Source organism: Paenibacillus sp. NPDC057967 (assembly GCF_042887015.1).
Lineage (GTDB): Bacteria > Bacillota > Bacilli > Paenibacillales > Paenibacillaceae > Pristimantibacillus.
Map to the genome: position 1 here is coordinate 34294 of NZ_JBHVQB010000002.1, position 26318 is coordinate 60611.

At 50.4% G+C, this 26318-nt stretch carries 15 protein-coding genes; 12 read left to right on the top strand and 3 right to left on the bottom strand.

Annotation, left to right across the window (positions count from 1 at the left end; translation table 11 throughout):
• Positions 1-16: 16 nt before the first annotated feature.
• The 3 genes from ACFVSO_RS04690 (at position 17) to ACFVSO_RS04700 (ending at position 9946) form a co-directional block, all read left to right on the top strand.
• Complete coding sequence (locus ACFVSO_RS04690; protein WP_387470624.1) at positions 17-1192, top strand: MFS transporter; 1176 nt, start codon at positions 17-19, stop codon at positions 1190-1192.
• Between the two features lie 298 nt (positions 1193-1490).
• Positions 1491-5783 carry an S-layer homology domain-containing protein gene (locus ACFVSO_RS04695; RefSeq protein ID WP_387470626.1) on the top strand — a complete coding sequence of 1431 codons (4293 nt, stop codon included), beginning with the start codon at positions 1491-1493 and terminating at the stop codon, positions 5781-5783.
• Between the two features lie 29 nt (positions 5784-5812).
• Entirely contained in the window at positions 5813-9946 is a 4134-nt protein-coding gene (locus tag ACFVSO_RS04700) for a DUF4855 domain-containing protein (protein WP_387470628.1), read from the top strand.
• 65 nt (positions 9947-10011) lie between these two features.
• Here the strand turns inward: ACFVSO_RS04700 and pdxR are convergent, their stop codons facing one another.
• Positions 10012-11421 (bottom strand): MocR-like pyridoxine biosynthesis transcription factor PdxR, encoded by a 1410-nt coding sequence (pdxR, locus tag ACFVSO_RS04705; protein WP_387470630.1) that lies wholly within the window; start codon positions 11419-11421, stop codon positions 10012-10014.
• Positions 11422-11534: 113 nt separating this feature from the next.
• Here pdxR and ACFVSO_RS04710 point away from each other — a divergent pair, with 113 nt between their 5' ends.
• Positions 11535-12548: an aldo/keto reductase gene (locus ACFVSO_RS04710; protein ID WP_387470632.1), complete on the top strand. Its 1014-nt coding sequence runs from the start codon at positions 11535-11537 to the stop codon at positions 12546-12548.
• Between the two features lie 89 nt (positions 12549-12637).
• Here ACFVSO_RS04710 and ACFVSO_RS04715 read toward each other — a convergent pair whose 3' ends face one another.
• Complete coding sequence (locus tag ACFVSO_RS04715; protein ID WP_387471626.1) at positions 12638-13501, bottom strand: stalk domain-containing protein; 864 nt, start codon at positions 13499-13501, stop codon at positions 12638-12640.
• Positions 13502-14386: 885 nt separating this feature from the next.
• Positions 14387-15322 carry a ketopantoate reductase family protein gene (locus ACFVSO_RS04720; RefSeq protein ID WP_387470634.1) on the bottom strand — a complete coding sequence of 312 codons (936 nt, stop codon included), beginning with the start codon at positions 15320-15322 and terminating at the stop codon, positions 14387-14389.
• A 156-nt stretch (positions 15323-15478) separates the two neighbouring features.
• On the opposite strand from ACFVSO_RS04720, the gene ACFVSO_RS04725 reads away from it, so the two are divergent.
• From ACFVSO_RS04725 to ACFVSO_RS04760, 8 genes are all read left to right on the top strand, one after another.
• Positions 15479-16048 (top strand): TetR/AcrR family transcriptional regulator, encoded by a 570-nt coding sequence (locus tag ACFVSO_RS04725; RefSeq protein WP_387470636.1) that lies wholly within the window; start codon positions 15479-15481, stop codon positions 16046-16048.
• Positions 16049-16251: 203 nt separating this feature from the next.
• The gene (locus tag ACFVSO_RS04730; protein ID WP_387470638.1) at positions 16252-17124 is read left to right on the top strand and encodes an AraC family transcriptional regulator; all 873 of its coding nucleotides are present in this window, start codon (positions 16252-16254) and stop codon (positions 17122-17124) included.
• Between the two features lie 70 nt (positions 17125-17194).
• Complete coding sequence (locus tag ACFVSO_RS04735; RefSeq protein ID WP_387470640.1) at positions 17195-18988, top strand: sensor histidine kinase; 1794 nt, start codon at positions 17195-17197, stop codon at positions 18986-18988.
• A gap of 3 nt (positions 18989-18991) precedes the next feature.
• Positions 18992-20635 carry a response regulator gene (locus tag ACFVSO_RS04740; protein WP_387470643.1) on the top strand — a complete coding sequence of 548 codons (1644 nt, stop codon included), beginning with the start codon at positions 18992-18994 and terminating at the stop codon, positions 20633-20635.
• A 124-nt stretch (positions 20636-20759) separates the two neighbouring features.
• A complete protein-coding gene (locus tag ACFVSO_RS04745) occupies positions 20760-22346 on the top strand; it encodes an extracellular solute-binding protein (RefSeq protein WP_387470645.1) in 1587 nt (528 codons plus the stop codon).
• 33 nt (positions 22347-22379) lie between these two features.
• Positions 22380-23336, top strand: coding sequence for an ABC transporter permease (locus ACFVSO_RS04750; protein ID WP_387470647.1), 957 nt, complete (start codon positions 22380-22382; stop codon positions 23334-23336).
• Between the two features lie 15 nt (positions 23337-23351).
• On the top strand, positions 23352-24248 hold the full coding sequence (locus ACFVSO_RS04755; protein WP_387470650.1) for a carbohydrate ABC transporter permease: 897 nt from the start codon (positions 23352-23354) through the stop codon (positions 24246-24248).
• Between the two features lie 38 nt (positions 24249-24286).
• Positions 24287-26308: an alpha-L-arabinofuranosidase C-terminal domain-containing protein gene (locus tag ACFVSO_RS04760; RefSeq protein ID WP_387470652.1), complete on the top strand. Its 2022-nt coding sequence runs from the start codon at positions 24287-24289 to the stop codon at positions 26306-26308.
• Positions 26309-26318: the final 10 nt, after the last annotated feature.

Here is a 26318-nt window from a genome sequence, read left to right on the forward strand (position 1 = left end):
GAAGGAGTCGGGGGAATTGAAAAATAAATGGATCATCTATGTTCTGGCGCTGGCTGTTTTTCTGATCGGAACCATTGAATACATTATTACGGGAGTCATTGAAATGATCGCTTTGGACCTAGGAGTTTCGACTTCCGAAGCGGGGTTAATGGTGACGGTATTCGCTCTCTCAGCGGCTATTATCGCTCCAATATTAATCGCATTAACGATTAATGCAGATCGCAAGAAGCTGCTGATGACCACCCTTAGTGTGTTTATTGCGAGCAACGGACTTATGCTTGCAGATCTTGCTTATGAAACCGTACTATGGGTACGGATTATTCAAGGGGCTAGCGGAGGAATGACTACCGTAGTAGCCATGGCAGTAGCGACACGACTTGTTGAAAAAGAAAAAAGGGGCAATGCCATCGGTATGATATTGATGGGGCTTAGCAGCTCGCTAGTGCTTGGTGTTCCCATTGGCACGTTTTTTAGTGAGCTGTTTGGATGGAGAGTCCTATTTATTTTAATTGGTATATTAAGCGTTCTTCCTTTACTTATCATCTATAAAAAGGTTCCGGCAATCAAAGAAGAAGAAAAGGTTACCCTTAGAATGCAACTCTCTATGTTAAGGAATTCAACCATTCTGATCGCCTTGGCCATTACTTTATTTTATGTCGGCGGCTATTCTACACTGTTCACTTATATTACGCCTTACTTGCAAGCGACCTCCTCTCTTTCGATAACCGAAATTAGCGGTGTTCTATTCCTGGCGGGAATTTGCAGCTTTGTCGGATCAAGAGTCGGCGGACAATTGGCAGATGCAAAGGGATCGAAATTCACCATTTGTCTCGGGCTCCTGTTGCAAGGGGCGACTCTTCTTTTATTCGCTCTAGCGGGTGTGAATCTCTTTGTATTAATCTTGGTTATCATGATTTTTATGTTAGCAACGTGGAGCATTTCCCCTGCCCAGCAACTCTATCTGGTTACTCTGGCGCCTCGGAATCCGGACATTGCCCTTAGCGTAAATACCTCATTCATCCAATTTGGATTTGCACTGGGATCTGGATTAGGCGGGCTTGTCATCACTCGTTCGTCTGTCCTGTATTTGAATTGGCTGGGTTTTGCTGCTGTAAGCATAGCTTTACTTCTTGCCATCTTGCTGTTTAAAAAAAGCAGCAGCAGGGCCGGAGCTCTTATTGTCACTAAATAAATTCACAACCAGTCCCGATGAACGATTCGTTCATTGGGATTTTCATTTTTAAGAAACCATCGGCTCCAGCAATAGATTGCGGCTTTGCCCAGTTACATTTTAAGGATGGCCTTCCGATTTCAAGATGCGAAAGCGGAGTGAAGAAGACAAATGTCCACATTTGTATATCGAATGTAAACATAAGTATATCGATGCTGGAATACTCCCCTACTTATAATGAAGTTGCTGCAGCTAATAAGCATGGAGGTATACGATCATTTTGATTAATTCGTGGAAGTACAACGGGGGAGGTAGTACATTGCGTATACGGCATGGAATTATTTTTTTAGCCCTTTTTGTTACCGCTTTCATATTGGTTTCCGCCACTTCGGAGAGGTCCAATGCGGCAACAGGAAATTTGGCTATAGGGAAGATGACTTATTCGTCGTCGAACGAAGTGGATTTTTTCGGGCCTGAGAAAGCAGTGGACGGAGGCGTCCAGAATGCAAGCCGCTGGTCATCGGAAAGAACGGACGACCAGTGGTTCTACGTTGATCTGGGCGAGCCTGTAGAAATCGGAAGAGTAATCATCAACTGGCAGACTCCGGCGGAACAATATCAAGTTCTCGTGTCTGACGATGCGGTAACCTGGAGGAACGTATTCGCGGACAACCGCGTGCTCGTCGCCCGCGGACCAGCCCTTGATACGATCGATTTCGAGCCGACACTGGCGCAATACGTCAAGTTTCAAGGAGTAACGCGACGTCCTATTGAGGGTATCTATTACGGATACTCCTTCTGGGAATTCGAGGTATACAAAGGCAGACCGCAGCTATCACCCATGATGGAAGAGGTCAAAAAGAGCGTTGTTGTCTCTGAAGGCGAGGCCCAACTGAACCTGCCTCCGGTACCGGCCGGTTTTACATTGTCGCTAGTGAACACGGATAGCTTACCGGTGATCGACGCGCAGGGCAATATTCATGCGCCGCTTGTCGATACTCAGGTTCAGCTGCTGCTTCAAATCCAGAGTGACAGCGATCCGGCATATCTCCTAACGGATAATGCGCTTGTCACTGTGCCAGGTCTCTATAAGCAGACGAGCGACCGGAATCCGGAGCCGCGCGTCATTCCATCTTTGCGAGAGTGGCTGGGCGCCACCGGCGAGTTCCGCTTGACGGACAAATCCCAAATCATCATTCGCGCGGAGGATGAGGCGGTTCTGCGGGGGACGGCTGATATTTTGCAGCAGGATTTGTTAGATTTAACAAAGCTGCCGCTAACAGTAACAGTTGGCTCTCCCGGGGCAGGAGATATCTACTTGGCGCTGGATGACGCGCAAGCGGGACTCGGGACTGAGGGGTATGAGCTGAATATCGGCGAGTATGCTACTGTCGCTGCTTCCGATCAGACAGGAGTCATGTTCGGCACGAGAACGATCTTGCAGCTGCTTGGCCACGCTGCCGATCATAAATCGATGCCCAAGGGACAATCGCGCGACTATCCGAAATACCCGGACCGAGGCTTCATGCTCGATGTAGCTCGCAAGTTCTATACGATCGAGTTCCTGCAGGACTATGTCAAGCTGATGTCCTACTATAAGATGAACCGGTTTCAGATTCACTTAAACGATGATGTCGGCGATGTCGGCTACTTCCGTCTGGAGAGCGAGAAATTCCCTGGCATTACGAGCAAGGACGGCTTCTACACGAAGCAGCAATTCAGAGAGCTGCAGCTGCTTGGGATGGAATACGGCGTAAACGTCGTACCGGAGATCGATACGCCGGGCCATTCCGGCGCGTTCATTGCCTACGATTCCCGGCTGGGCAGCAACAATCAGCTGGATATCAATCGTCCAGAGACGATCGACTTCATCAGGGAGCTCTTTGACGAATATTTGGATGGCAGCAATCCGACCTTCGTCGGCCCGGACGTACACGTAGGCACGGATGAATATTTCGGTGATGACAAGGAGGCGTTCCGCAGGTACGCGGACATGCTCCTTAACCACATTAACAGCAAAGGCAAACGCGCCCGTCTGTGGGGCAGCCTGTCTGCATACGACGGTACGACGCCGGTCAGCAGCAATGCGACAATGGACATCTGGTATGAGCCTTACGGAAGCGCTCAGCAGGCCGTTGAGCTCGGCTACGACATTATCAACACTAACACGAATTTGCTCTATATCGTTCCGCAGCTGTACCGCAACTATCTAAATTACGATTTCATCTACAACGAATGGGAGCCTAACGATTGGCTGGAGACAAAGCTTCCATATGCGCACCCGCAGGTGAAAGGCGGCATGTTCGCGCTCTGGAACGATGTGTCCGTAGAGAAAGGCGTCTCCATGGCGGACTCGCATCAGCGCATCTTGCCTTCCATGCAAGCGTTGGCGGAGAAGCTGTGGAGAGGCAATCGAATTGACCGAAACTTCGAAAGCTTCCAGGCGGATGCCGCCGGATACGCGGACCCGCCGGGTGTTCATCTGTCGCACAAGCTTCAAGTCGGCAATGATCGCCATATTGTGCTGGATTATACCTTCGACGAAGGCTTCGCAGATCGTTCGGGCAACGGCTTTGACGGCAACGCGGTGAATGCAAGCACGGAGAAGGGAATCTTCGGGCAAGCAGTGAGGCTGAAAGGCGGGGCCAGCTATGTGGAAACGCCGCTTCGCACGCTCGGGTTCGGATGGACGATGTCCATGTGGATCAAGCCAGACGCCGATAACTCGCAGGGAGCCGTGCTGCTGGAATCCCCGGATGGAGAGCTGAAATACAACATCGGGGGCAGCGGCAAAATAGCCATCACAAAAGAAAATTACGTCAGTGAATTTAATTACAAGCTGCCGACCGACCGCTGGACGCATGTGATTATGACCGGCGACGACACGGGGACGTCCATCTTCATTAACGGCAGCGAGTATACGGCTACGCTAAAAGACGGCTCCAAGCTGGAAACGTTCGTTTTTCCGGTCGCCAAAATCGGCAGTTCAACGAACGCCTTCAAAGGCTTGATTGACGAATTTGTCGTAAGAAACACCTACATCGACTTGCATGGGAATCTGGCCTTGCATAAGCAAGCCGAATCCTCGCAGCCAGAATCCTCTTCCTACACGGCGGACAAAGCGGTGGACGGCAGAGGGGATACCAGATGGTCCAGCGATTGGGTGGACGATACCTGGTTCATGGTGGATCTGGGTGAGGTGAAGAGCATCGATGCCGTATCGCTTTTGTGGCAAACGGCTTACGGTTCGAAATACCGCATTCTTGTGTCCGAGGACAAAGAGAGATGGACGAACGTTGTGAAGGACAACAACGGCGAGATTAACGGTAAGCCGGGACGCGTCGTGACCACCTTCCAGAGTACGCCGGCTAGATACGTGAAGTTCGAAGGCGTGTCCAGGGCCACCATATTCGGCTACTCCTTTGAGGAATTTGAAGTGTACGGCGAGGGATATAAGCTCGGCAATATACGGCCGATTATCGACCTGTTGACGGCTATCGAGGGCGATAAGCTCGTAGAGGGCAATTACTCACCAGAGGGCTGGGCACAGCTTCAGCAAGCGATGGGCCAAGCGATTGCGGCTATTCAGACCACACAGCTATCGCGTCCTGAAGCCGAGAAGGCATATGCCGGGCTGAGCGTTGCACGCGATCGTCTAACGATCGAAGACGTGATGGGCCTGATTGAGCTTAATGTGAACGGAAGCGTAGCCTCCAATCTCTATCTTCCGCAGAAAGGACAGCTGGGCACACGCATCGTCTGGAGCAGCTCGAAGCCCGATTATCTGAATGCCAACGGACAATTGTTGAAACGTCCGTCGAGCAGCGATATGGAGGTCGTGCTGACTGCGACGATTAGCAAGGGAGAAGCTTCGGCGGAGAAAACGTTCAAGATCAAAATCAAAGCACTGCCTAGCTCTGGCGGCGGAGGATGGGTTCCGACTCCAGTAACTCCAGATCCGGAAGAAGGCCAAAACGGCGGATCGAATCCGGGAGGCGGGGATTCAGGGAACGGAAACGGCAATGGCGGGGAGTCCGGCGGATCGACGGCGGTCCAGCTAAACGATATTGACAGCCACTGGGCAGAAGCGTCCATCAAACGGGCGGTCGAGCTCGGATTCGTAGCGGGCTATACCGACGAGACGTTCAAGCCGAATAAGACGGTCAGCAGGGACGAATTCGTCGTCATGCTGGTCAAAGCGTTGAAGCTGCAAGGTGCGAACAGTTCGCTTGACTTTGCTGACGCAGGCTCGATTCAAGCCTGGTCTCAGCCTTATATTGCGCAAGCCTTGGAATCTGGCCTGATCAGCGGCTATGCGGATGGGACCTTCCGTCCGAAGGCTTCAATCAGCCGAGCAGAACTGGCAGCGATGATTGTTCGCGGCTTGGGCCTCACGCCTGCGGAAGGTTCTGAGCTTTCATACGCAGACGCCAATCAAATTCCGGCTTGGGCGAAGCCGTATGTGGCAGCAGCCCAGGAGGCGGGAGTAATGAACGGCCGCGGGGACAACCGGTTTGCCCCGGCAGCCTCGGCGACGCGTGCTGAAGCTGTGGTCGTCATTCTGAAGATGCTCGATGTGCTTGCAGAAATGCAAGCGCAGGAGCAAAACTAATTCTGCATAGAAAGGGAGCGTGAGCTAAGGTGAAAACAAGACGAGTATTGACTGCTTTGCTGCTTGTCCACGTCATGCTGTTATCGTTGATCTCATCCGTGTATGCGGAGGAGCCGGGCGGAGAAGGCACCGAGTTCTATAATCTGGCTCAAGGGAAAACGTACACATGGTCGGATCAGCCGGAGGACGCTTTCCCGGATGACGGGACGAAGCTGACGGACGGCAATGCTGCTGACCCGTCGCGTAACAGCGGCAACTGGGTGGGCCACCGATACAAGAAATCCCGTTCGGTTGTGTTTGATCTAGGCGAGCAAAAGACGATCCAGGAAGTGAACGCGCGTTTCCTGCAGGATTGGCCGAACAACGAAACGCTCGTGCCGCTCACGGTTTCTTTCTACGTGTCGGACGATGGGGTGGACTGGGGTGTATTGTCTCATAATGCGACTCAGATGCTATGGGGCGATCAGACCGACATTGAGACGTATACATGGGATGGCAGCGCGGAGACCGGAGTTGTGAAGCGCGGCGATTATACCGAAGGCCTTGTGTACGCCCGGTATGTGAAAGTGGTATTTTCCATGCATTCGAGGGCATGGAGCATGATCGACGAGGTGACGATTACCGGCGCGGACGGCTTGGTTGCCGGAGCTCAGACGGTACAGCCCGAGCCTTACGGCCTCTTGCAGCCTGGGGATGCTACCGGTGGGATTGAGAACCTGGGCTTGCTGTACAACGGGCATTATGCGGATGGCACAGGAACTTGGACAAAGGAGCGGGTTGTCCCTAATATCAGCTATGTGAACAAGCAGGGGGAGCCTGTCGATTGGCTGTTCGATGGTGTGCTGTATCTGGGTTTGACTTCGGAGAACGGCAGAGGCTTTGGAGCGACGGACGCAGCCGGCAAAGCCAGGAAAGAGGAATGGGAATGGTATTTGAACAAAACGTTTAACGCCGGCGGCGATATGAGCGCGCTGAACGAGGCGACGGTCGAGGTAGGCGCGAAGCTTGGCGAGCCCGACCGTAAGACGAAGGTTGTTATGATGATTCCCGATCCGGGCGAATATCAGTCCGATTTTGGCAGCATTAACGGCGAAAATCTGAACTTCGATGTTAGCGCGGTCGGTAATGCCGCATCACTGGATAACCGGGCCAAAGCGATTCAGTGGTGGATGGATGAAGTAGAGGCCAGATGGACGGCTGCGGGCTACTCGAACCTGGAGCTCGTCGGCATGTATTGGCTGGAGGAACAAATCAGCACGCATGCGACTGGACCAGAGATAGTTAAGCGAGCGAGCGACATTGTTCATAACGCTGACCTGAAGATGTTCTGGATTCCTCATTTTTTGGCCTATAAGGCATTTATGTGGAAGGATGTCGGCATTGATGCTATATCTCTGCAGCCGAACTATTTCTTTGAGAAACTGGACCCTTCGCGTCTGGAAGATACAGCAGATATGGCCAAACGGTACGGCATGTCGCTGGAGCTGGAGTTCGATGACCGGATGATTAACGACGCTGTCTTCCGCGAGCGGTTCATCGAGTACTTGAACAGCGGCGTGGATACAGGGCTGATGCAGCAAGGGTATAAAGCATACTATCAAGGCAACAACGCCGTATACAACGCGGCGAAAAGCGAGGACCCCGCTACCCGCGTCCTCTACGATTGGCTATATCAATTCGTGAAAGGCACTTATGAGAAGCAAGACGCTGCTCCGCCTGATGTTGTAGCGCTCATGAACGGGCAGCCGATCTCGGAGCATACGATCGTGCCCGATACGACCCAAGCGGCCTTCACCTGGACCATTCCGGGAGATGACGACAGCGGGATCGTCAAAGTAACGGCCAAGTATGACGGTAAACCCTATATCGAAGGAACTGTGATGGATCTGACGGGCAAGCCGGGCAAGCATGTGCTGGAGTTGACGGTGGCGGCTGCCACATCCAAGACAGTTAAATATGTAATAGAGGCTCGCTTGGGCGCAGACGGCCTGTTAGCCCTTGTTGACAAGTACGCGGAAAACAATCAGCTGAGTGATGCCGACACGAACCGCGCTATGCGCAACGCCTTGATCATGATGGAGCGTACGCAAGAGAGCGATCCTGAGCAAGCCAAGCGCTATTTGCAGGCATTCAATGCGAAGCTGGAAGAGGCCAAAAGCCTTGAATTTGTGTCGGAAGGCGCTTATACGGCGCTGAAGGAAGGCGTGTATTACGAGATTGGAAGCATCGCACAAGATAAACAAGCAGAGGCGTCCTCGACGGAAGCGGCTGGTCTGGAGCCTGCGAAGGCGCTGGATGGCGCACCGGCCACGCGTTGGGCGAGTGAAGTGCGCGATACGTCTTGGTTCCAGGTCGATCTGGAGGGCCAGCAAACCTTTGATACGATCCGCATCGATTGGGAATATGCGCGTGCGGACCAATACCGTATGAGCGTCTCAGATGATAATCAGACGTGGCGTCCCTTGAACGTCGGCGACAATGGCGTGGTTAAAGCTTCCGACGGCAAGAACACGCTGGTATTCCCGGCAACGACGGCAAGATATATCAAGTTTGAGGGACTGAATCGGGCAACGTTCTACGGTTATTCCTTCTACGAATTCGGCGTGTACGATCTTGCCCTGCAGCAAGAGATCAAGACGTTGGACGGTATTCGAGCTGCCGTAGATGCCACTTCGAAAAATGTCACAATCGACGGCCTAGTCATGAACGGCAAGAAGGAGCATGTGTATGTCAAAGTGCTCGACCCGAGCGGCAAGATCCAATATACCGGCCAGACGGACACCGAGGATGACGGAAGCTTCCAGATCGCCTTCAAGCTGACCGGAGAAGCGCAAGGAATGTATAAGGTTGAGCTCGAAACGGATGATATGACGACTCCTGAGCTGGCCACTTTCGAATATCGTAAGCCACCTTCCAATGGCGGAGGCACGGGAGGTAGCGGTGAAGGCGATCCAATGCCGATTTCGTTTACCTTGCAAGCGGACGGTTCAGTCAAAGCCGTGCTCGTCCCGATGCTTAACGGCAAAAAGGCCAAGGCTACGGTCGGAGCGTCGGATCTGAGTGCCGCCATTCAGAGGGCAGCGGCAGACAGCAACGGCGACAAGCATGTTCATCTTGAATTGAAGTCGTCGAATGCGGCTGGCAGCTATGCGCTGGAGCTTCCTGCGGCTAATCTGACGGACCAGCCTAATCTGATTCTGCATATCGCCACACCGTACGCCCAGTTTGTTTTGACCGGAGATATGCTAGCTGGAGTCAAGGCGAATGCCGGGAAGTTGCTCGTTACAATAAGCGATCATGCGGGCGAGTATCGCGGCAACGAAGCGGAGGGACGGATTGGAAATAGGCCGATTGTGCAAGTTGCTCTGCAACTGGACGGGGAGGCTCTCTCTTGGAGCAATTCGGAGGCGCCAATCCCGATTGCGATTCCGTATTCGCTCAAGGCGGGAGAGCAAGCGTCTGAGCTGCAAGTTTACGAGTTGACGGACGACCGCGCGACTGCAATCAAAGGCGTGTCGTATGATAAAGACAAAGGTGTGGTGCGGTTCTCCATCGATCATGTCGGCGTCTATGCCATCGGCGGCGCGAAGCCAGTTGCGTTCACTGATCTTGGCAAGCATGAATGGGCGCGTGAGGCGATTGAGAAGCTGGCCGAGAGAGGAATCGTCCAAGGCACCTCGATCGAAAATGGCACCTTCAGCCCCGCAAGCCCGGTAACACGAGCAGACTTTATTCTCATGCTGGTGAACATGCTCGGCCTGCGCGCCGAGATTGACTCGACATTCGCTGATGTGCAGCCGAAGGATTATTACTACGATGCGGTTTCCATCGCCAAGCAGCTGGGCATCGTTACGGGAGTGAACGGGGCCAATTTCGCCCCTCGCGAACCGATCAGCCGCCAGGACGCTATGGTTATGCTGACCCGAGCGCTGCAAAAGACTGGGGCAATCCAAGCATCCGCATCCGGCGCAACGCTTGAGGGCTACCGTGATGCGAGCCAAATCGCGCCATATGCTGTGGACAGCGTGGCAACGATGCTCGAGCATGGGCTCGTTACGGGCTCCAACGCCTATATGAAGCCGAAGAGCATGACTACCAGAGCGGAAGCGGCAACGTTCCTGTACCGCGCTCTTCAGTTGATTGAGGGGCAGCAGGAGGGATAGACGCAGGAGCATTTATTTTAAATAGCTATTCATAGCAGAGAGCAGGCTGCCAACGCAGCCTGCTCTTAATTTTCACCCACAAACTTCTGTATCCGACGCATGCCTTCCTCGATCTTCTGGGCGCTCAGATTGCCGTAGCCAAGCACAATTCCCGTTTCATCTGGTCGGTCAGACCAACAATAATCAACGGAGCACTCAATCAGAAATCCATAAGGGGCTGTATCTCCCCAAGGAAGAAGCGAAAGTCGCTTGGAATGAAATTGAACCATAACATGCATGCCGGCCTCGTCGCCCAGAATCGATATTTCATCCCCTAAAACATCATGGAGACGGTCCTTCAACAACGCTCTCCGTTTTCGGTATACCTTCTTCATTGCATGAATATGGCGGTCCAATTGGCCGTCTTGAATGAACTGGCCCAATGCTTTTTGAATGAGAAGCGGGGTGAACATATTGAGTTTGGCTTTCCTATCGGCAAACCTGTCCATCAGGGCGGGAGGTACAATTAGAAAGCCGATGCGCAGACTTGGCGACAAGGTCTTGCTGAACGTACCGACATAGATGACACGGGATGGAGACAACGTCTGCAGAGGCGGAACAGGAATGCCTCTTAGCCGGAATTCGCTGTCATAATCGTCTTCGATCAGATAGGAATCGGCATCTTCCGCCAGCCGGATCGCCCTCTGCCTGCGCTGAATCGATAACAAGCTTCCGGTAGGAAACTGATGCGAGGGCGTTAGCAGAGCCAAGTGACCGGGCGCAAACCGATTGAGAGATTCCATCTTCATGCCGTTCCCATCTACCTCTACAGGGACAAGCTTGTAGCGGGACTGCTCGAAGATATCCCTTGTAAATTCAATGGTCGGATTCTCCATATAGATAGAATGAAAGTCTGAAGATAGAGTTAAGGCTGTCAGTATAAGCCCCTCCGAGGCGTCCGAGCAAATAAATATCTGCTCAGGCAAGCACTGTATGCCCTTGGCCCGGAATACATAGTCTCGGATCGCACAACGTAAATTCCAGTCTCCCCGAATATCCCCGTAGCCTGGCTCTGCATCCGCAATCGATTCGGCTGCGTGTCTCACATATTTCGCCCATGCCGTTCTCGGAAACAATTCCAAATCCGGAATACCGGTCGCAAAATCGATGATATCCGAGCGTCCAGCGTGTGCCGTGCTCGAGACTGGGACTTCAGAAGTCACGATACTTGCCCTATCTCTAGGAGCCAGCATGATTCCTTCAGCTACATAAGTGCCCGAACCGACGCGGCATTCCAAATGACCTTCAGCTGTCAGCTGTTCGTATACTTCAATGACGACATTGCGGGCAATTCCCCATTCTTTCGCCAGCGTACGGGTGGGCAACAAGCGCGTGCCCTCTGTCAGCTGACCAGTTTCAATCAAGGCCCGTAATTGCATGCATAGCTGTCTTGTTGCGGATAACGCGGAGCTTTTGTCGATCATTATGCCATACATACACCGATTCTCCCATCATTGGTTCCTCAAATTCCGATTCAATTGGACCTCATCGAGAGCCATTTCCCTCATTATAATGAAGTCAAGCCAATCCGAATAGGGAGGAAATGACAATGAACAAAACATTAGGGAAAACAAATATTGAGGTAAGTCCGCTTGGTCTGGGTTGCTGGGCGATTGGAGGTCAATTTACGTTAGATGGAATCCCCGATGGCTGGGGAGAGGTGAATGATAAGGAATCGATTGAGGCGATCCAGGCCGCCATAGCGATGGGTATCAACTTTTTCGATACGGCTGACGCATACGGGGTGGGACATAGCGAGCAGGTACTTGGCCAAGCGGTGAAAGAGAGACGGAACGAGGTTGTCATTGCGACGAAATTCGGTTATACGAATAACGAGGCAACGAAGGAAGTATTTGGACGCCACGATGTGTCGCCCGCTTATATCAGACAGGCTTGCGAGCGGTCGCTGCGGCGTCTCGAAACGGATTATATCGATCTCTATCAAATTCATGTCGGCGGATTAAGCCAAGAGGAGATGAATTCTGCGATTGAGACGCTGAACCGGCTGCGCGAGGAGGGAATGATCCGTTCCTACGGCTGGAGTACGTGGGATGCGGCGAGAGCGGAACAATTCGCTTTGCAATCGGAGGGGGCGGCTATCCAGCATCCATTAAACGTCCTACGCGGCGATGCCGAGATGGTCTCAGTCTGCGAGCGTTACGGCTTAACGAGCATTAACAATTCGCCGCTGGCTATGGGGCTTCTAAGCGGCAAGTTCAATCCGGATTCAAAGCTGCCGGATACCGATGTAAGGGGCAGCCGCCATGAATGGGTCACTTATTTCAAAGAAGGAAAGCCGGTACCTGCGTTTTTGAACAAGCTTGAGGCTGTTAGAGAAATTCTGACCAGCGATAATCGTACGCTGGTACAAGGCGCGCTCGCATGGCTATGGGGAAGAAGCAGCGCTGCTATTCCGATTCCAGGCTTCAAGACAAGAAAACAAGTGGAGGAATTAGCGGGTGCCGTTGCCCGCGGACCGTTGTCCCAAGAGCAAATGGTGGAAATAGAGGAGATACTGAAGCCGGATATTGTGTTGGAACATGATAGATCGAGACCCCAATAGAATTCGAGTATGAGCTATAGAAACGTTGGTTTGCTGAGTTATAAGAAAAAAAGGAACTGCGGCGAGCAGTTCCTTTTGATTTGATTCAATTAACTAATGCGGACGCTCTCCAGGAGGAATACATCGCTATCGTATTTTTCTGCTGCGAAGTTGAAGTAAACATAGACGCTGCTGAACGAATCCCAACCTTCTGGATAATACTTGAATGAGAATTCCTGGGAGAATTCACTCTTTTTAGAAATGAAACTTGTCTCAATTTCCGAAAGCTTTACATTCTCAATGGTATTTGCAAATTTAAGAAGTGTGTCGGAATCATTCGCTTTGATAGTCCCAGACAACTTCTTTTCAAAATCTTTTTTATAGTACGATCTTCCCATAGAAATTGGAGACATGTCGCGTTTTTCGGCTGTATAATTGTCAATGTAAGAATCGAATTCTTTGGTGCTTCCCGATTTAAGAGCTTTCGCGTAGATTTGAATAATCTTTTGAGCTTCTGCACGCATCTTCTCTTCTGTTGCGCTTTGTGTGGTTAACTTCATAATCCCGCTGGAGCTGGATGTGTTACCCGAATTTTCGTTGCCTGTGTTGCCTGTGTTCGAGGAACCGCCAGTGCTTGGCAGATCGCTTCCAAAGTCTCCATCGCTATTTCCGGTACCGCCAGATGTATTAATCGTAATTGTGCTAGTTTGACCATTCCACAAGATCTCCGCCCCTGTTGCTTCAGCCAGAGCGCGAGCAGGAAGGTATGTAGAACCTTGATATGAGATTGGCGGGAGCTTCTTGCCGGCAGTATCCTTTGGAACCCAGGTCTTACCGTCTAATATAAAGGAGATGCCGTGATTCAAATTTGCCGTAATCTTCTGCAGATTAGTGCCGGCCGTGACTCCCACTGCGCTAAACACTAGCGAGCATGCTAGAATCACAAGTATAAATGTTGACTTGCTAATGACCACTTTCTTCAAAAGTAATCCCTCCAAAGATGATGTATATTCCAGAACAACCATAAGTAGGCGTTCGAAGAATCATGCCTTTTTTCTGAATATTTGTTATAGGTTTGTACGCGTGCCTACTTTCATACAATTATGGCAATATCAATGAGACATAACTCCTATATATTAACAAACTAATATTATATTGTCGAGCGAAAATATGTCGAAAATAGGATTATACGCCTAAATAGTGAAAGGGGTTCTGTAGGATGAATACAGCGAGTATAGAATCTAAATAGGTCTTTCGTCCTTTTGAGAGGAGGTTTATAGTTCATGTAGTCACATTCAAACAAGATACTGCTTAGGTCGATGAATAGAATAGAGGCGTAGCCGCCCGAGCTGCATGATCTGGATATACAAAAAGCAGAACTGAAAAAGTGGGAGCTGCCTAAAGCCATTATTGTGTATTTGGAATTGTCTCCTTTAACCGTTGCGACTGAGAGATCCGAATGTACGGAATATATCGATTTCAACTCTATTACGGAAATGAAATCAACAGCTTTACCTATAAAGAGGATGTTATTATTGACCGAAGAGAAGTTTGAGGAAGATTAAAGCTTGAGGTTTTAACTGTGAACGATTAATTCAATGCATTCTCGCCAATGTCGCGGCCAATCCGAACCAAAATTTGCGCGACGAAATTATTGGATCTAGCTTCATAAGAGGCTAGAACGGCTGAAATGGCTGCAATGCACCGCGCGTCCCTGACGGCGTGCGGTGCATTTCTTCTACCCCTGTATGGATGCACATGGGTATACTCTCCCATCAGTTGCTTTGTCGATTGGAGCGATGCTTCTAGTTGTTTTGTTCATCTTTGTTCAGTTTTGTGTTGACAATCCATTAACTCTATTAATGACCAACAAACTTGGACATCGTTCGCTTCTCCATTGCGTCCCAATGGGGAGTAGCGATATTGGTTTGGTTTTTCAGCTTTCGGAATGAATCGAACAAAGCGGCGATTTCGCTGAAAGAACCATCTACCAACTTCATAAACGGCAATTTGTGAATGATCATTAGACCATAGTAGAAGAAACGTCTATGCTTTCGAACAAGGTCAACTTGGCTGGCGGGTGTAATCGTATAATTCAACTTTTCCAACAATCGGAACCCGTCGTCGATCACATCTATGGCTTGTTTTAAAAGTTTTTTGTCCTTTGATGCTTGATTTAAATCGCCGTCGTAAAGAAAACTAATCGAGTTTAAAGCGACGATCATCACGAAATGGCTTTTAAGCCAGGCATCGATATCCTCATGATAAGCTAATTTATATTTAACTCTTCTAAACGCGTCCTCAAGGATAGGCTTAATGGAGATTTCGCCGTCCAGGCTGCCTAATACCATTTGACCTCCTCCACGGATACAGATGATGCGTCCGCTCTCCTCTCGAAGACCAGCGCTAATCTGAAAGCCGAAGATGACATTTTTCTTCACTTTACTCTTTTCCTTAATGACATTCTGCATCCCCAAGGCATCTGCATTATTACCCACCAGAACGATATTGGAAGAATGATTGTCAGCGAGAATAGACAGAACAGATGGGAAATCGTTGTATTTCATCACGACAAAAATAAGGTCATAGAGATCATCGGATGCAAGCTCGCGAATAACGTTTACTTTATCGATGGTGTTGCGACGCTGAAAGTAGTGGCGAATGACAAGTCCGTCAGTCTCTAGTTGCTCTGCTCTCTTGCCTCTCGCCAGCACAGTAACCTCATTGCCACCGCGCACCAGTACATGAGCAAGATAACTGCCTAGAACACCCGCGCCGTAAACCAATATTCTCATCGTCAATCTCCTTTTTCAACATATGTTGTTTTTTGATCATTCATTGAATAAAATAAGAATAGCAGTCCCCTTAGGCAAGCAGCAATCGCTAGATACACCAGTTTTGTTGGTTTTTCAACAGACTGAAATGGATTGTTTAATAAAGGAGAGCACTCTGTGGACAGAAGAGTTAAAAAGAACCAAACCGCCATCATGAATGCCTTCATGCATTTGATAACCGAGAAAGAATTCGGGAAAATAACGATTAACGAAATTGCGGAGCGTGCTGATGTCAATCGAGGCACTGTGTATTCGCATTATTCGGACAAATATGATCTATTGGACAAATGCATAGAGAATCAACTGATTCATTTGATGGAAAGCTGCTATTCTCCGGATGCGACTGGACCGTTCCCATCGAAGATGCCTTTGCTCCGTACGATTAAAGAAATCGAAAAAAATGCTCGGGTGTATAAGACTTTGTTAAGCATTAAAGACGTTCCTTCCTTCCGGGTTCATCTGAGCAGAATGATTAACCAACAGATCATGGAACATATGAACGAAAATCATTTGAACTTGGATGAACTGGACAAATCAATATTCGTACAATTCATGAGTTCGGCGATCGTTGGAGTGATCGAATGGTGGTTCAGCCAATCGATGCCTTGTTCTGCGGAAGAATTGACAGAACGGTTATGGTCTCTTCTAGAGATGAATCGGAGTATCCTCGTGGATGCGAAATCATGATATGGATTATTCATAAATACGACCTGCTGGCAAGCCAGCAGGTCGTATTTATTTTTAGGCCAAAATATTAGCATTATGTTAGGTTCACTAGACAGGACACACTTGATCGATTTATGATAAAACTTATAAGAAAGCGCTTTATATTGGATGAATAGAGGATTCATAATTATCATTTTGTTAGCATTAGCGGGAGGGAACAAGAGATGGGAGTGGGCTCTATGATGCAGGAATATGATTACGAGTTTGCTAATTTCATTTACTATACGCCAGGGGATCTGGATAAGGAAGGACGGATATGGCCGGTACGGGCGGGCTGCAGCATGGCCAAGCCGAACTACAAAGTGGGACCCAAAAGGATCGAGTGCTACAGTCTTCACTTCGTGCAGGAGGGGAGGGTTCGGCTGGAGTACGAAGGCAATCAGGTTGAATTGCAGAAGGATGACCTATTTTGTTTGTTCCCGGGACGAACCTATAGTTACGACATGCTCCCTTCAGGAAAGCCGCTTCAAATGAGCTGGTTGGCGGTGGATGGCGAGAGAGCACTGACGCTGCTGGAGCTCGCGGGGTTAACGCATGAGAAGCCTTTTCGGAAAAAAGCGGTCAATTCAGGCATCCGAATATCGGCGGATCGAGTCATCCATACGCTGGCAAGTGCTAAGCGGTGGTCTCCGGCAGGGGCATTGGAGCTGCAAAGCCTTGTTTACGCACTATTCGCTGAGTTGATAACGGAGACGGCACCTGCACCTGAGGCTGAGCTTGCCGGTTGGATTCATGAATGCATGAACTATATGGAGCTGCACGCCTCGGAGGGAATATCCGTCCAGCAGGTAGCGGATTTCGCCGGTGTGCACCGTTCCTACTTTACCCATGTGTTCACGAGCCAGGCGGGCATGCCCCCGATGAAGTACATACAGAAGATCCGTATGGAGAAGGCAAGGCAACTGCTGATCGACACGAACGCGACGGTTACAGAAATCGCCTTGTCACTTGGCTATCCGAACCTGTACACGTTCACCAGAGCCTTCAAGATGTATTTTAAGGATTCCCCTCTAACTCTGCGGAAGATGATCAATTAAGCGAGAATGGCACTGTATAGTTAAGTCGATTGCAAGCCAGCATGTATGAACATAAAGGAGACTTCTCGATATGAAGCTGTCCACTCTTAGGCGATGGATTTCGCCCAGACTTAGCATCCAGGGAAAAATATTCATCGCATTCAGTTTGGTCGCCCTGCTGTCCATTTTCTCCACGATTGGCATTGTCTACGTGAACATGCGCGAGACCATAAAGGATAACGCGGTTACCTCGGTGTCGGATAGTATTCGCCAAGCGGATGAATCCCTCAATATGATGCTGGAAGAGATCGACCGGCTGAACACCGTAGTGGTGACCAACAAAAATACGGTGATTGACACAATTCTCAGCCCGTCGGAAGAGATCAGTTATGAATGGTTTTTGGAACAGAAGCGGATCGATGAATTTCTATCGGTGCTCATTGATTATAAGCCCTATATTTCGCGGATTGCCGTTGTTGGTCTGAACGGAAAGGTGTTTTTCACCGGAGGTCCTTGGCTGGACCGGACGATCATCGGGACGCCGATGATGGATTTTATGCTGGAGAACGGATCGCGCCATGCCTATTTGAAGCAGACGGGCGTATCGGATGCCATTACGGTAGGTCGTGAGATCCGTTATAACCGGGAAACTATAGGCGTTGTCATGGTGGATTTGAACTATGATTTTATCAAAAAAACCTACGGTGTGAAGCCTACCGCCGACAGCATGCTGTATGTGCTCGATAAGGAAGGCGGTTTTGTCTATCAATCCGAATCAGCGCCGTCTTTCGCTCCTTCTATCGAGAAGATTGTAAGCATTAAACAGGAGTTCTCGGGGAACGGCGATGCAGCGGAGATGAGTATTGACGGAAAATCCTATACTGTCGTTAGCCGTTCGTCTGAGTATACGGGCTGGACGACGCTGGCACTTATACCGATGGATTCGCTGCTTAGCGAATCCGCGAAGCTCCGCAAGCTGATGGCAGAAGTGTCAGTCATTGTACTGATCGTCGTGTTAATTGGCTCACTGAAAGTGTCATCACGCATCACTATTAATATCCGTCGTCTGAAGTCTATGATGATGCTGGTCAAGGATGGTAATTTGACTTTCCCCATGAAGGAGATCAAAACGAAGGACGAGATAGGACAACTGTACCAAGTCTTTATCAGCATGGTGGAGGAACTGAATCGACTGATGAAGGGGATCCGAATCAGTGAGAAGGAGAAGCGGGAGGCTGAGTTGACCGCACTTCAGGCACAGATACGTCCGCATTTTCTATACAACTCCCTTAATACCATCAAGTACTTGGCCAAGATGAACGGGGTGCCTAATATCGAGGAGGTATCCGGCTCGTTAATCGAGCTGATGCGTGGTGTTCTAGGCCATTCCAACGAATATGTTACGGTTCGTGAGGAGCTAGACTATGTGCGCAGCTATATCTCCATCGTGAAATATAAATACATGCAGCCGATTCCAGTGCATGAGGAGATTGAGGAAGACCTGCTGGAATGCCAGGTGCCTAAGCTTATGCTGCAGCCTATTGTGGAGAATGCCATCATTCATGGAATCGGCCCTCTGGAGGAAGGGGGGCTGGTCATGATTCGCGTCTATACAGAGAATCACGATCTTAAGATCGAAGTGACGGATAACGGCAAAGGCATGACTCGGGAGCAAATGGACTTGCTGCTGGGCGGCCCCTTCAAAGGAGAGACGCCTTCACGCTTCAGCGGCATGGGAGTGCGCAATGTACATGAACGAATCGTCCGTCAGTATGGAGAGCCGTACGGGGTGAGCCTGTACAGTGAGCTGACGTTGTATACAAAGGTCGTTATTACTTTTCCCGATCTGCGGGAGGAGGGAAAATTTGCTCAAGAGGTGATATAAGTCATGTATCAAGTGCTATTGGTAGACGATGAGCCGTTGGCCCGCAGCGATGTATGGACGTTAGTGGATTTCCGAAAGCACGGCTTTGAAATATGCGGCGAAGCCCATAACGGACTTATGGCTCTGGCGATGATCGAGCAGTCTCCGCCGCATATCGCCATTATTGATGTGAATATGCCCGAGATGAACGGTGTGGAGCTTAATCGGACGATTAAGGAACGATATCCAGCCATCAAGACAATCATGCTTAGCAGCTTCGACGACTATGATTATGTGCGCGATTGCCTGAATAACGGCTCCATCGATTATTTGTTGAAGCATCGGCTTGACGGCGCAACGCTTATTGGCCTGTTGAACAAAGCGGCATTGGAGCTACGCCAGGATGATCAAATCCTTGAGGATTTGAGCGCCCAGAAGGCTATAGCAGAACGAATGAATCCCGTGCTCATCCGTGGGTATATAGCCGATCTGGTGAAAGGGAGGCCAGGATCTGTTCAGGAGCTCGAAGCTTACGCAAGCAAGAATGGCTTATATCCTGGGGCGATCCGCTATGCGGCAGCGTCTCTTCAGATTGTCCCTTTCCTGCTGTTGACGCAATCTTACAGCGACATGCAGACGAATCGGCTCGTCCAGCAGGCCATCGAGATCATCCAGCAGAGCTTAGGCGATATGCAAGAACGCACCGTCGCTTACCTGGAGAATGGACGTTTGGTTGTTGTATTTGCATTCAAGGAACGCAGCGAGCATGTTGCTGTAAGTGAGGCTGGCCGCATGATGAGCAAGCTCAGCCATGCGCTGGAGCTGTTTCTGAATTTGAAGTGCGTCTATGCCGTTGGGCATATATGCCACAGCCTGTCTCAGCTTGAAGCGAGCTACGTCTCCGCTGAGCGGAAGCTGGACTCTTATCCTGCTGCTGAGTCGACGGGACAAGCAACAGAATGGGGGAGCAGCGCACATGCTCAGCGCGTTTCCTTAACGATCGAGGAGCAGAAGCAGCTGCTGCTCTCTATCGAGATACTTGATCAGGAAGGCATGCATCGGCTGATTGCAGCTGTATTCGATTCCATTCGAGAGCAACCGGTTCATTCCCATGCGGTGCAGATGATCATTAGCGAGCTGCTGCATATCGGCGATAAAGCTTGGAAGAAAGGGATGTCCCAGGCTGACTCTGCTGCGATGGATAGTCTGCCTGCTCGCAATGAGCTGGGCAGGTTAGGCAGCGTCGCAGAGATGGAGCAGTGGCTGCAAGACTATTATGCCGGGCTGCTGAAGCTGCTTAAGGAGAAGCATGCGGCCGGATCGTACTCCAGGCATGTGTCGCAAGCGATCGTATTTATTTTGGAAAGGTATTCGGGCCTCGTTACGCTGGAGCTGGCGGCAGGAGCAATCGGTCTGAATCCATCGTACTTAAGCAGGATATTCAAAGAAGAGACGCAGTCGACATTCTCAGAATATGTGAATCGGGTTCGAATCGATGCGGCTCGCAAGCTGCTGGGCAGCGGTCAATACACGATTAAGCAAATTAGCAATCTGGCGGGCTTTGCTACCTATAACTATTTCTTCAAAGTGTTCAAGGAAATAACCGGCTTGACGCCTCAGGCCTACTTGAACGGATTGGGAGGCGGGAGAGCGTCAGCGAAGTCGTAAAATATGTGGAGTAAATAGTCATATATTTATAACTTTGCTGCGAAACGCGTGAACTATAATGAGTGGACACCGGAAGTAAACGTTTTCAGATCACGGTGAATCGTACATTGGAGGTCACAGATATATGCGTAGACATTGGGGAAGAAGCGCGCTAACCACGCTGATCATTTCCGGTCTGATACTGGCCGGCTGCAGCAACGGCGGAGACTCAAAGAAAGAGACCAATAATCCGTCGTCTTCAACTGAAAGCGCTGTTAAAGCGGAAGGTTTCCCGATCGTAGATCAACCGATCAAGCTTAAGATGTTCACAAGAATTGCGCCTGCTAACGGACCGTTCAAAGATATGCCAGTGTTCCAAGACTATGAGAAATTAAGCAATATTCAAGTTGAATTCACCGAAGCACCTACAGACGGCTTCGCGGAGAAAAAGAATCTATTGTTCGCGTCCAATGAGCTTCCGGATGCTTTGTTCCGTTCGGAACTTAATCCGCTTGAGACGATTCGCTACGGGACAGCCGGCCAGCTGATTCCTCTGGAGGATTTGATTGAGGAGTATGCGCCTAATTTGAAAGCTTTGATGGAGCAATATCCAGAGATCCGCTCGGCCATTACGACTCCGGAAGGACACATTTACTCGATCCCCGGCATCGTAACGACAGGCTCGGCACGTACGGACAAACGCTGGATCAACAAAGCGTGGCTGGAGAAGCTGAACCTGGAAGAGCCCAAAACGACAGAAGAGCTCTATAATGTGCTCGTCGCTTTCCGGGATGGGGATCCGAACGGCAACGGCAAAGCGGACGAAATTCCGATGACCGCACGTAATGCTGCTGCTGGGATCATTATCGTCAATATGATGGCCGGATCGTTTGGCCTGGATTTGCAGCTCGGCTATAACATCAACATCGAAGATGACAAGGTTAATATTTGGAGTGGCGACGAGAAGCATAAAGAGCTGTTGATGTACTTGAACAGGCTGTATAAGGAAAAGCTGCTGGACCCGGAAATTTTCTCGCATACGGAAGCTCAATATTTGGCGAAGCAAGGATCGGGCAATACGGGTCTATTCTTCGACCAGACGAACAACAATTTCCTGCCAATCATGGATCAATATGTGGGCATCGCTCCTCAAGCCGGCCCGAATGGCGACCAGATGCAAAGCGCGGTAGCACCGGTGCCACGCGACTTCGGAGCCTTCGCCATTACATCCGTGAACAAACATCCGGAAGCGACGATGCGCTGGATCGACTATTTCTACAGTGACGAGGGCTCTACGCTGCTGCGTTTCGGCAGAGAGGGCGAGCATTACGAGATGAAGGACGGCGTTCCGTATTACTTTGATGATTTTGTGGCCATTACAGGCGCACAAGGCAAGATGACCCCGTATGCTGGAGGCGGCGCGCCTCACTTGATCAGCGACCAGGTAGCGTCTTTCATCAATCCGCCGCAAGTTCAAGAGGCGTTCAAGAAGCTGGAGCCGTACATGCCGGAGATCCGCTACGCGAATCCGATGTTCGATGAAGAGACCGCTCAGAAGGTTAACATTCTGCGCAACGACATCGACAAGTATGTCAACGAGCAAAGCACGAAGTTTATCGTCGGCGCACTCGGCTTCGATAAGTGGGAGGAATTCCAGTCTACTTTGAACAAAATGAGGCTCGATGAACTGGAAGGGATCTATCAAACAGCTTATGACAAGATGGCGAAATAATATCGACACCGCATTAGTAAGGAGTGAGTGCCCATGAAGAGCGTACAAGATGATGCAGCCGCTCTATCCCCTATCCAGCCGAGGCGGGGATCCGGCCTATTCCGAAATATAGCCAAACGGTATGACCTGTACCTCATGCTGCTTCTGCCGATAGCCTGGTACTTAATCTTTCACTACGGTCCACTGTACGGGCTGCAAATCGCATTCAAAAATTTCAATCCGGCCAAGGGCATCATGGGAAGCCCTTGGGAAGGGTTCGGGCATTTCGTACGGTTCTTCGATTCGTATTATTTCTGGAGGCTGTTATGGAACACGGTGTCCATCAACTTGTTCTCGCTGCTTATCGCATTCCCCATTCCGATTATGCTGGCTCTGCTTGTTAACGAAATCAGAAGCAAAACCTATAGCAAGTGGCTGCAAAATATTACGTATATTCCGCATTTCATTTCGGTTGTCGTAATCGTAGGCATATTGAACGTGTTCCTGTCGCCGACAGGACCGATCAATATGCTGATCGAGGCATTCGGCGGTTCATCCGTCCGATTCCTGGAGTCAGCCGGCTGGTTCAAGACGATCTTCATCGGCTCGAACATATGGCAAAACATGGGGTGGCAATCGATTATCTACATTGCAGCGCTCAGCGGGGTGAATCCGCAGCTATACGAAGCGGCCAAGATGGACGGAGCGTCGAGGCTGAGACGCATATGGCATGTCTCGCTTCCGGGCATAGCTCCGGTCATCGTCATCCTGCTCATTCTGGATATCGGCCATTTCATGAATGTCGGCTTTGAGAAAATTTTGCTCATGCAAAATAACTTGAACCTGGAATCAAGTGACGTCATCTCCACGTTTGTCTATACGACAGGCATCTTGAAGGGTGAATACAGTTACACCGCAGCTATTGGACTGTTCAACTCGGTCATTAATCTCATCTTGCTGCTGATGGTGAACCGGTTCGCGCGCAAGACGTCGGAGACGAGCTTATGGTAAAGGAGGATTACAGTCATGTCGAAGCAACAGGCCATAAGCAAACCGTCGGATGAGAGGGTATTCGACTTCATCGTGTATGTGATTGCTGCAGTCATCATGATTATTGTGCTGTATCCGTTGATCTTTATTGTCAGCGCTTCGTTCAGCGATCCGGCCAAGGTGCTGAGCGGAGAGGTATGGCTTCTGCCAAAGGGAGTGACTTTGGAAGCGTATAAGAGCATTTTGCACAACGATAAAATTTGGACGGGATACCGTAATACGATCATTTACACCGTGGTTGGCACGGTCATCAACATCATCATGACCATACTGGCGGCCTATCCGTTGTCCAGGCCAGATCTTCCCGGTCGTAATGCCATTATGATTCTGATTACGCTCACGATGTTTCTAGGCGGCGGATTGATTCCAACCTATTTGCTGGTTAAGGACCTGGGAATGGTGAATACCATGTGGGCGTTGATCGTTCCCGGGGCAATCGCCACGTACAATCTGATCGTCATGCGGACGTACTTCCAGTCAAGCATTCCATGGGAGCTGCAGGAGGCGGCTCACATGGACGGTTGCTCCAACTGGAGACTTCTGTTTAGCATTATATTGCCTCTATCCAAACCGATATTGGCGGTTATGGTTCTGTTTTATGCGGTTGGCCATTGGAATTCATTCTTCCCTGCGCTGATCTATCTCCGCGACGAGGCTCTGCATCCGCTTCAGCTTGTGCTGCGTGAAATTCTCTTGATCAGCAACTCGTCAGCCGTTGAGGGTGGCAGTGTCGGACTGGAGAAGCAGATTCTGCTTGCCGAGAGTATTAAGTTCGCGGTCATTATCGTGTCTACTTTGCCGGTATTGATCATGTATCCATTCGTGCAGCGGCATTTCGTCAAGGGCGTTATGATCGGATCGATTAAAGGTTAAATCCGCAACCATTACGACAAATCAGCTGGAGGTTTATTTTGAATACAAACGCAAAGATCAGGATCGACTGCAGTCAGGCAAGCGAGCATACGGTTAACCCTTACTTGTTCGGACATTTTGTAGAGGACATTCGGGATCATATGGAAGCGATGCTTGCGTTCCCGCTTAAGGATATGGATTTCGAAAGCGAAGCCGAGACGAAGAGGGAGATATCCGGAAGCTGGTATGCCTATACGAACGGACGGAATACGAAGTACGCACTGGAGGCTGCTGCCCCGAGGCATTCGGGGCGCGCCCAGCGCATCCGTCTTCTGAGCGATGACGAGGCCTATGCCGGCATCGCTCAGAAGGCAGCGCTCAAGGGACCTGCGGATTACGCGGTCAAGCTTGTTGCACGTGCCTCCATCGAGCTGAAGACGATCCTCGTTGAAGCGGTGGACAGGCGCTCAGAGGAGCTTCTGGGAAGAGTCCAGTTCGAGCTGGGGGGCCACAATTGGCGCGAGTATGAAGCGCGGCTATCAATTGCCCGCGAATGCGTCGACGCCGAAATCCGCGTCTACGTTCCGGCTGATCAGCCGAGGTGGGCCGATCATGTGTCGACCGGCATGCTGTGGCTCGACCATGTGTCTCTATTGCCAACAGACAGCGTTGCTATGGTGAAGCGCGAAGTCATCGACATGACGAGGGGTCTGAACGCAGGGATGATGAGGCTTGCTGGTAACTATATTAGCGCCTATCACTGGGAGCATGGCGTAGGTCCAGTACTTGAGAGACCGGTCATGTACAACGAAGCCTGGGGCGGCTGGACGAACAAATACTTCGGTACGGACGAATTTATTCAGTTTTGCCGCGAGCTTCAAGTGGAGCCCCTTATCTGTGTTAATGACGGATCGGGAACACCCGAGGAAGCTGCCGATTGGATCGAATACTGCAACGGCGGCATCGATACTCCTATGGGAGCGCTGCGTGCGGCGAACGGGAATCCTGAGCCGTACAATGTCCGCTATTGGGAGATTGGCAACGAGGTGTGGGGACAGTGGCAGGTAGGCACTTGCACCGCGGATCAATTCGCTAGGCGCGCGGTTTCCTTCGCTGAAGCCATGAAGGCGGCCGATCCCTCTATCGTGCTCTTGGCCTGCGGCCATTTCGAGCAGGAGTGGAATAAGACCGTCCTCGATATAGCCGGTGAGCATTTCGATTATCTTACCTTGCACTTGTATCACGGTTATGGCCTCTTCGGCATGAACCGAAATACGCCGGAAGAGGATCGTTATAAGGCGATTGCTTCTTTTCCCGAATTTACCCGTCATCATATCCAGCAGACGGCCGAGCATATTTTGGCGGACGCGAAGCATAGCCATGTGAAGCTGGCCATTACCGAATACAACACGATGTATTATCCGAATACGACCCGGAAAGGGCTGCCGAACGAACACTCACTGGGCGCTGCTGTCGCTAATGCTGCCAACTTGAACGAGATGATACGCAGCAGCGATCTGGTTCACATCGGCAGCTTCTCCGATCTGGTGAATGGCTGGCTTGGCGGATGCATCCGCGTAGGTGATTATTATGCCGACCAATATTGCGGCAAGGAGCCCGGCTGGAGCGGGTTGCCGCTTACCGTATACGGAACGCCAACGTATGAAGTCATGAAGCTTTACGCGAATCGGGATGTTCGGCATATTCTGCCCGTCGCAGCTGAGTGCGGTAAGTTTGCCGTCCCGTCGCTCAAGGAGACGCCTATGAAGCTGGACGCGCTGCCTGATCTTGATATTGTGGCTGGCACGAACGACGACCGAAGCTCCGTCACCGTATTTATCGTGAACCGCAGCTTGAACGAGGTGAAGGCGGCGCTTGATCTGGAAGCGTTCGAAGCTTCGGAAGAGACGATTCTATATGAAATTACGGGAGAATCCTACGACGATATTAATTCCGTGTTCGAGCCAGAACGGGTTTTATGTGAGGAAAAAGTCGTCCCTGCTAAGCAATGGAAGCTCGGCTACCCACTGCGTCCTGCTTCCGTGTATGTACTGGAAATAAAGGCAAAGCATCATAAATAGGAGGTACAGC

Excerpts from the sequence above, each read along its gene's own strand:
- pdxR (WP_387470630.1), bottom strand. The coding sequence starts at position 11,421 with ATGTATGGCATAATGATCGACAAAAGCTCCGCGTTATCCGCAACAAGA.
- ACFVSO_RS04710 (WP_387470632.1), top strand. The coding sequence starts at position 11,535 with ATGAACAAAACATTAGGGAAAACAAATATTGAGGTAAGTCCGCTTGGT.
- ACFVSO_RS04720 (WP_387470634.1), bottom strand. The coding sequence starts at position 15,322 with ATGAGAATATTGGTTTACGGCGCGGGTGTTCTAGGCAGTTATCTTGCT.
- ACFVSO_RS04730 (WP_387470638.1), top strand. The coding sequence starts at position 16,252 with ATGGGAGTGGGCTCTATGATGCAGGAATATGATTACGAGTTTGCTAAT.
- ACFVSO_RS04735 (WP_387470640.1), top strand. The coding sequence starts at position 17,195 with ATGAAGCTGTCCACTCTTAGGCGATGGATTTCGCCCAGACTTAGCATC.
- ACFVSO_RS04740 (WP_387470643.1), top strand. The coding sequence starts at position 18,992 with ATGTATCAAGTGCTATTGGTAGACGATGAGCCGTTGGCCCGCAGCGAT.
- ACFVSO_RS04745 (WP_387470645.1), top strand. The coding sequence starts at position 20,760 with ATGCGTAGACATTGGGGAAGAAGCGCGCTAACCACGCTGATCATTTCC.
- ACFVSO_RS04750 (WP_387470647.1), top strand. The coding sequence starts at position 22,380 with ATGAAGAGCGTACAAGATGATGCAGCCGCTCTATCCCCTATCCAGCCG.
- ACFVSO_RS04755 (WP_387470650.1), top strand. The coding sequence starts at position 23,352 with ATGTCGAAGCAACAGGCCATAAGCAAACCGTCGGATGAGAGGGTATTC.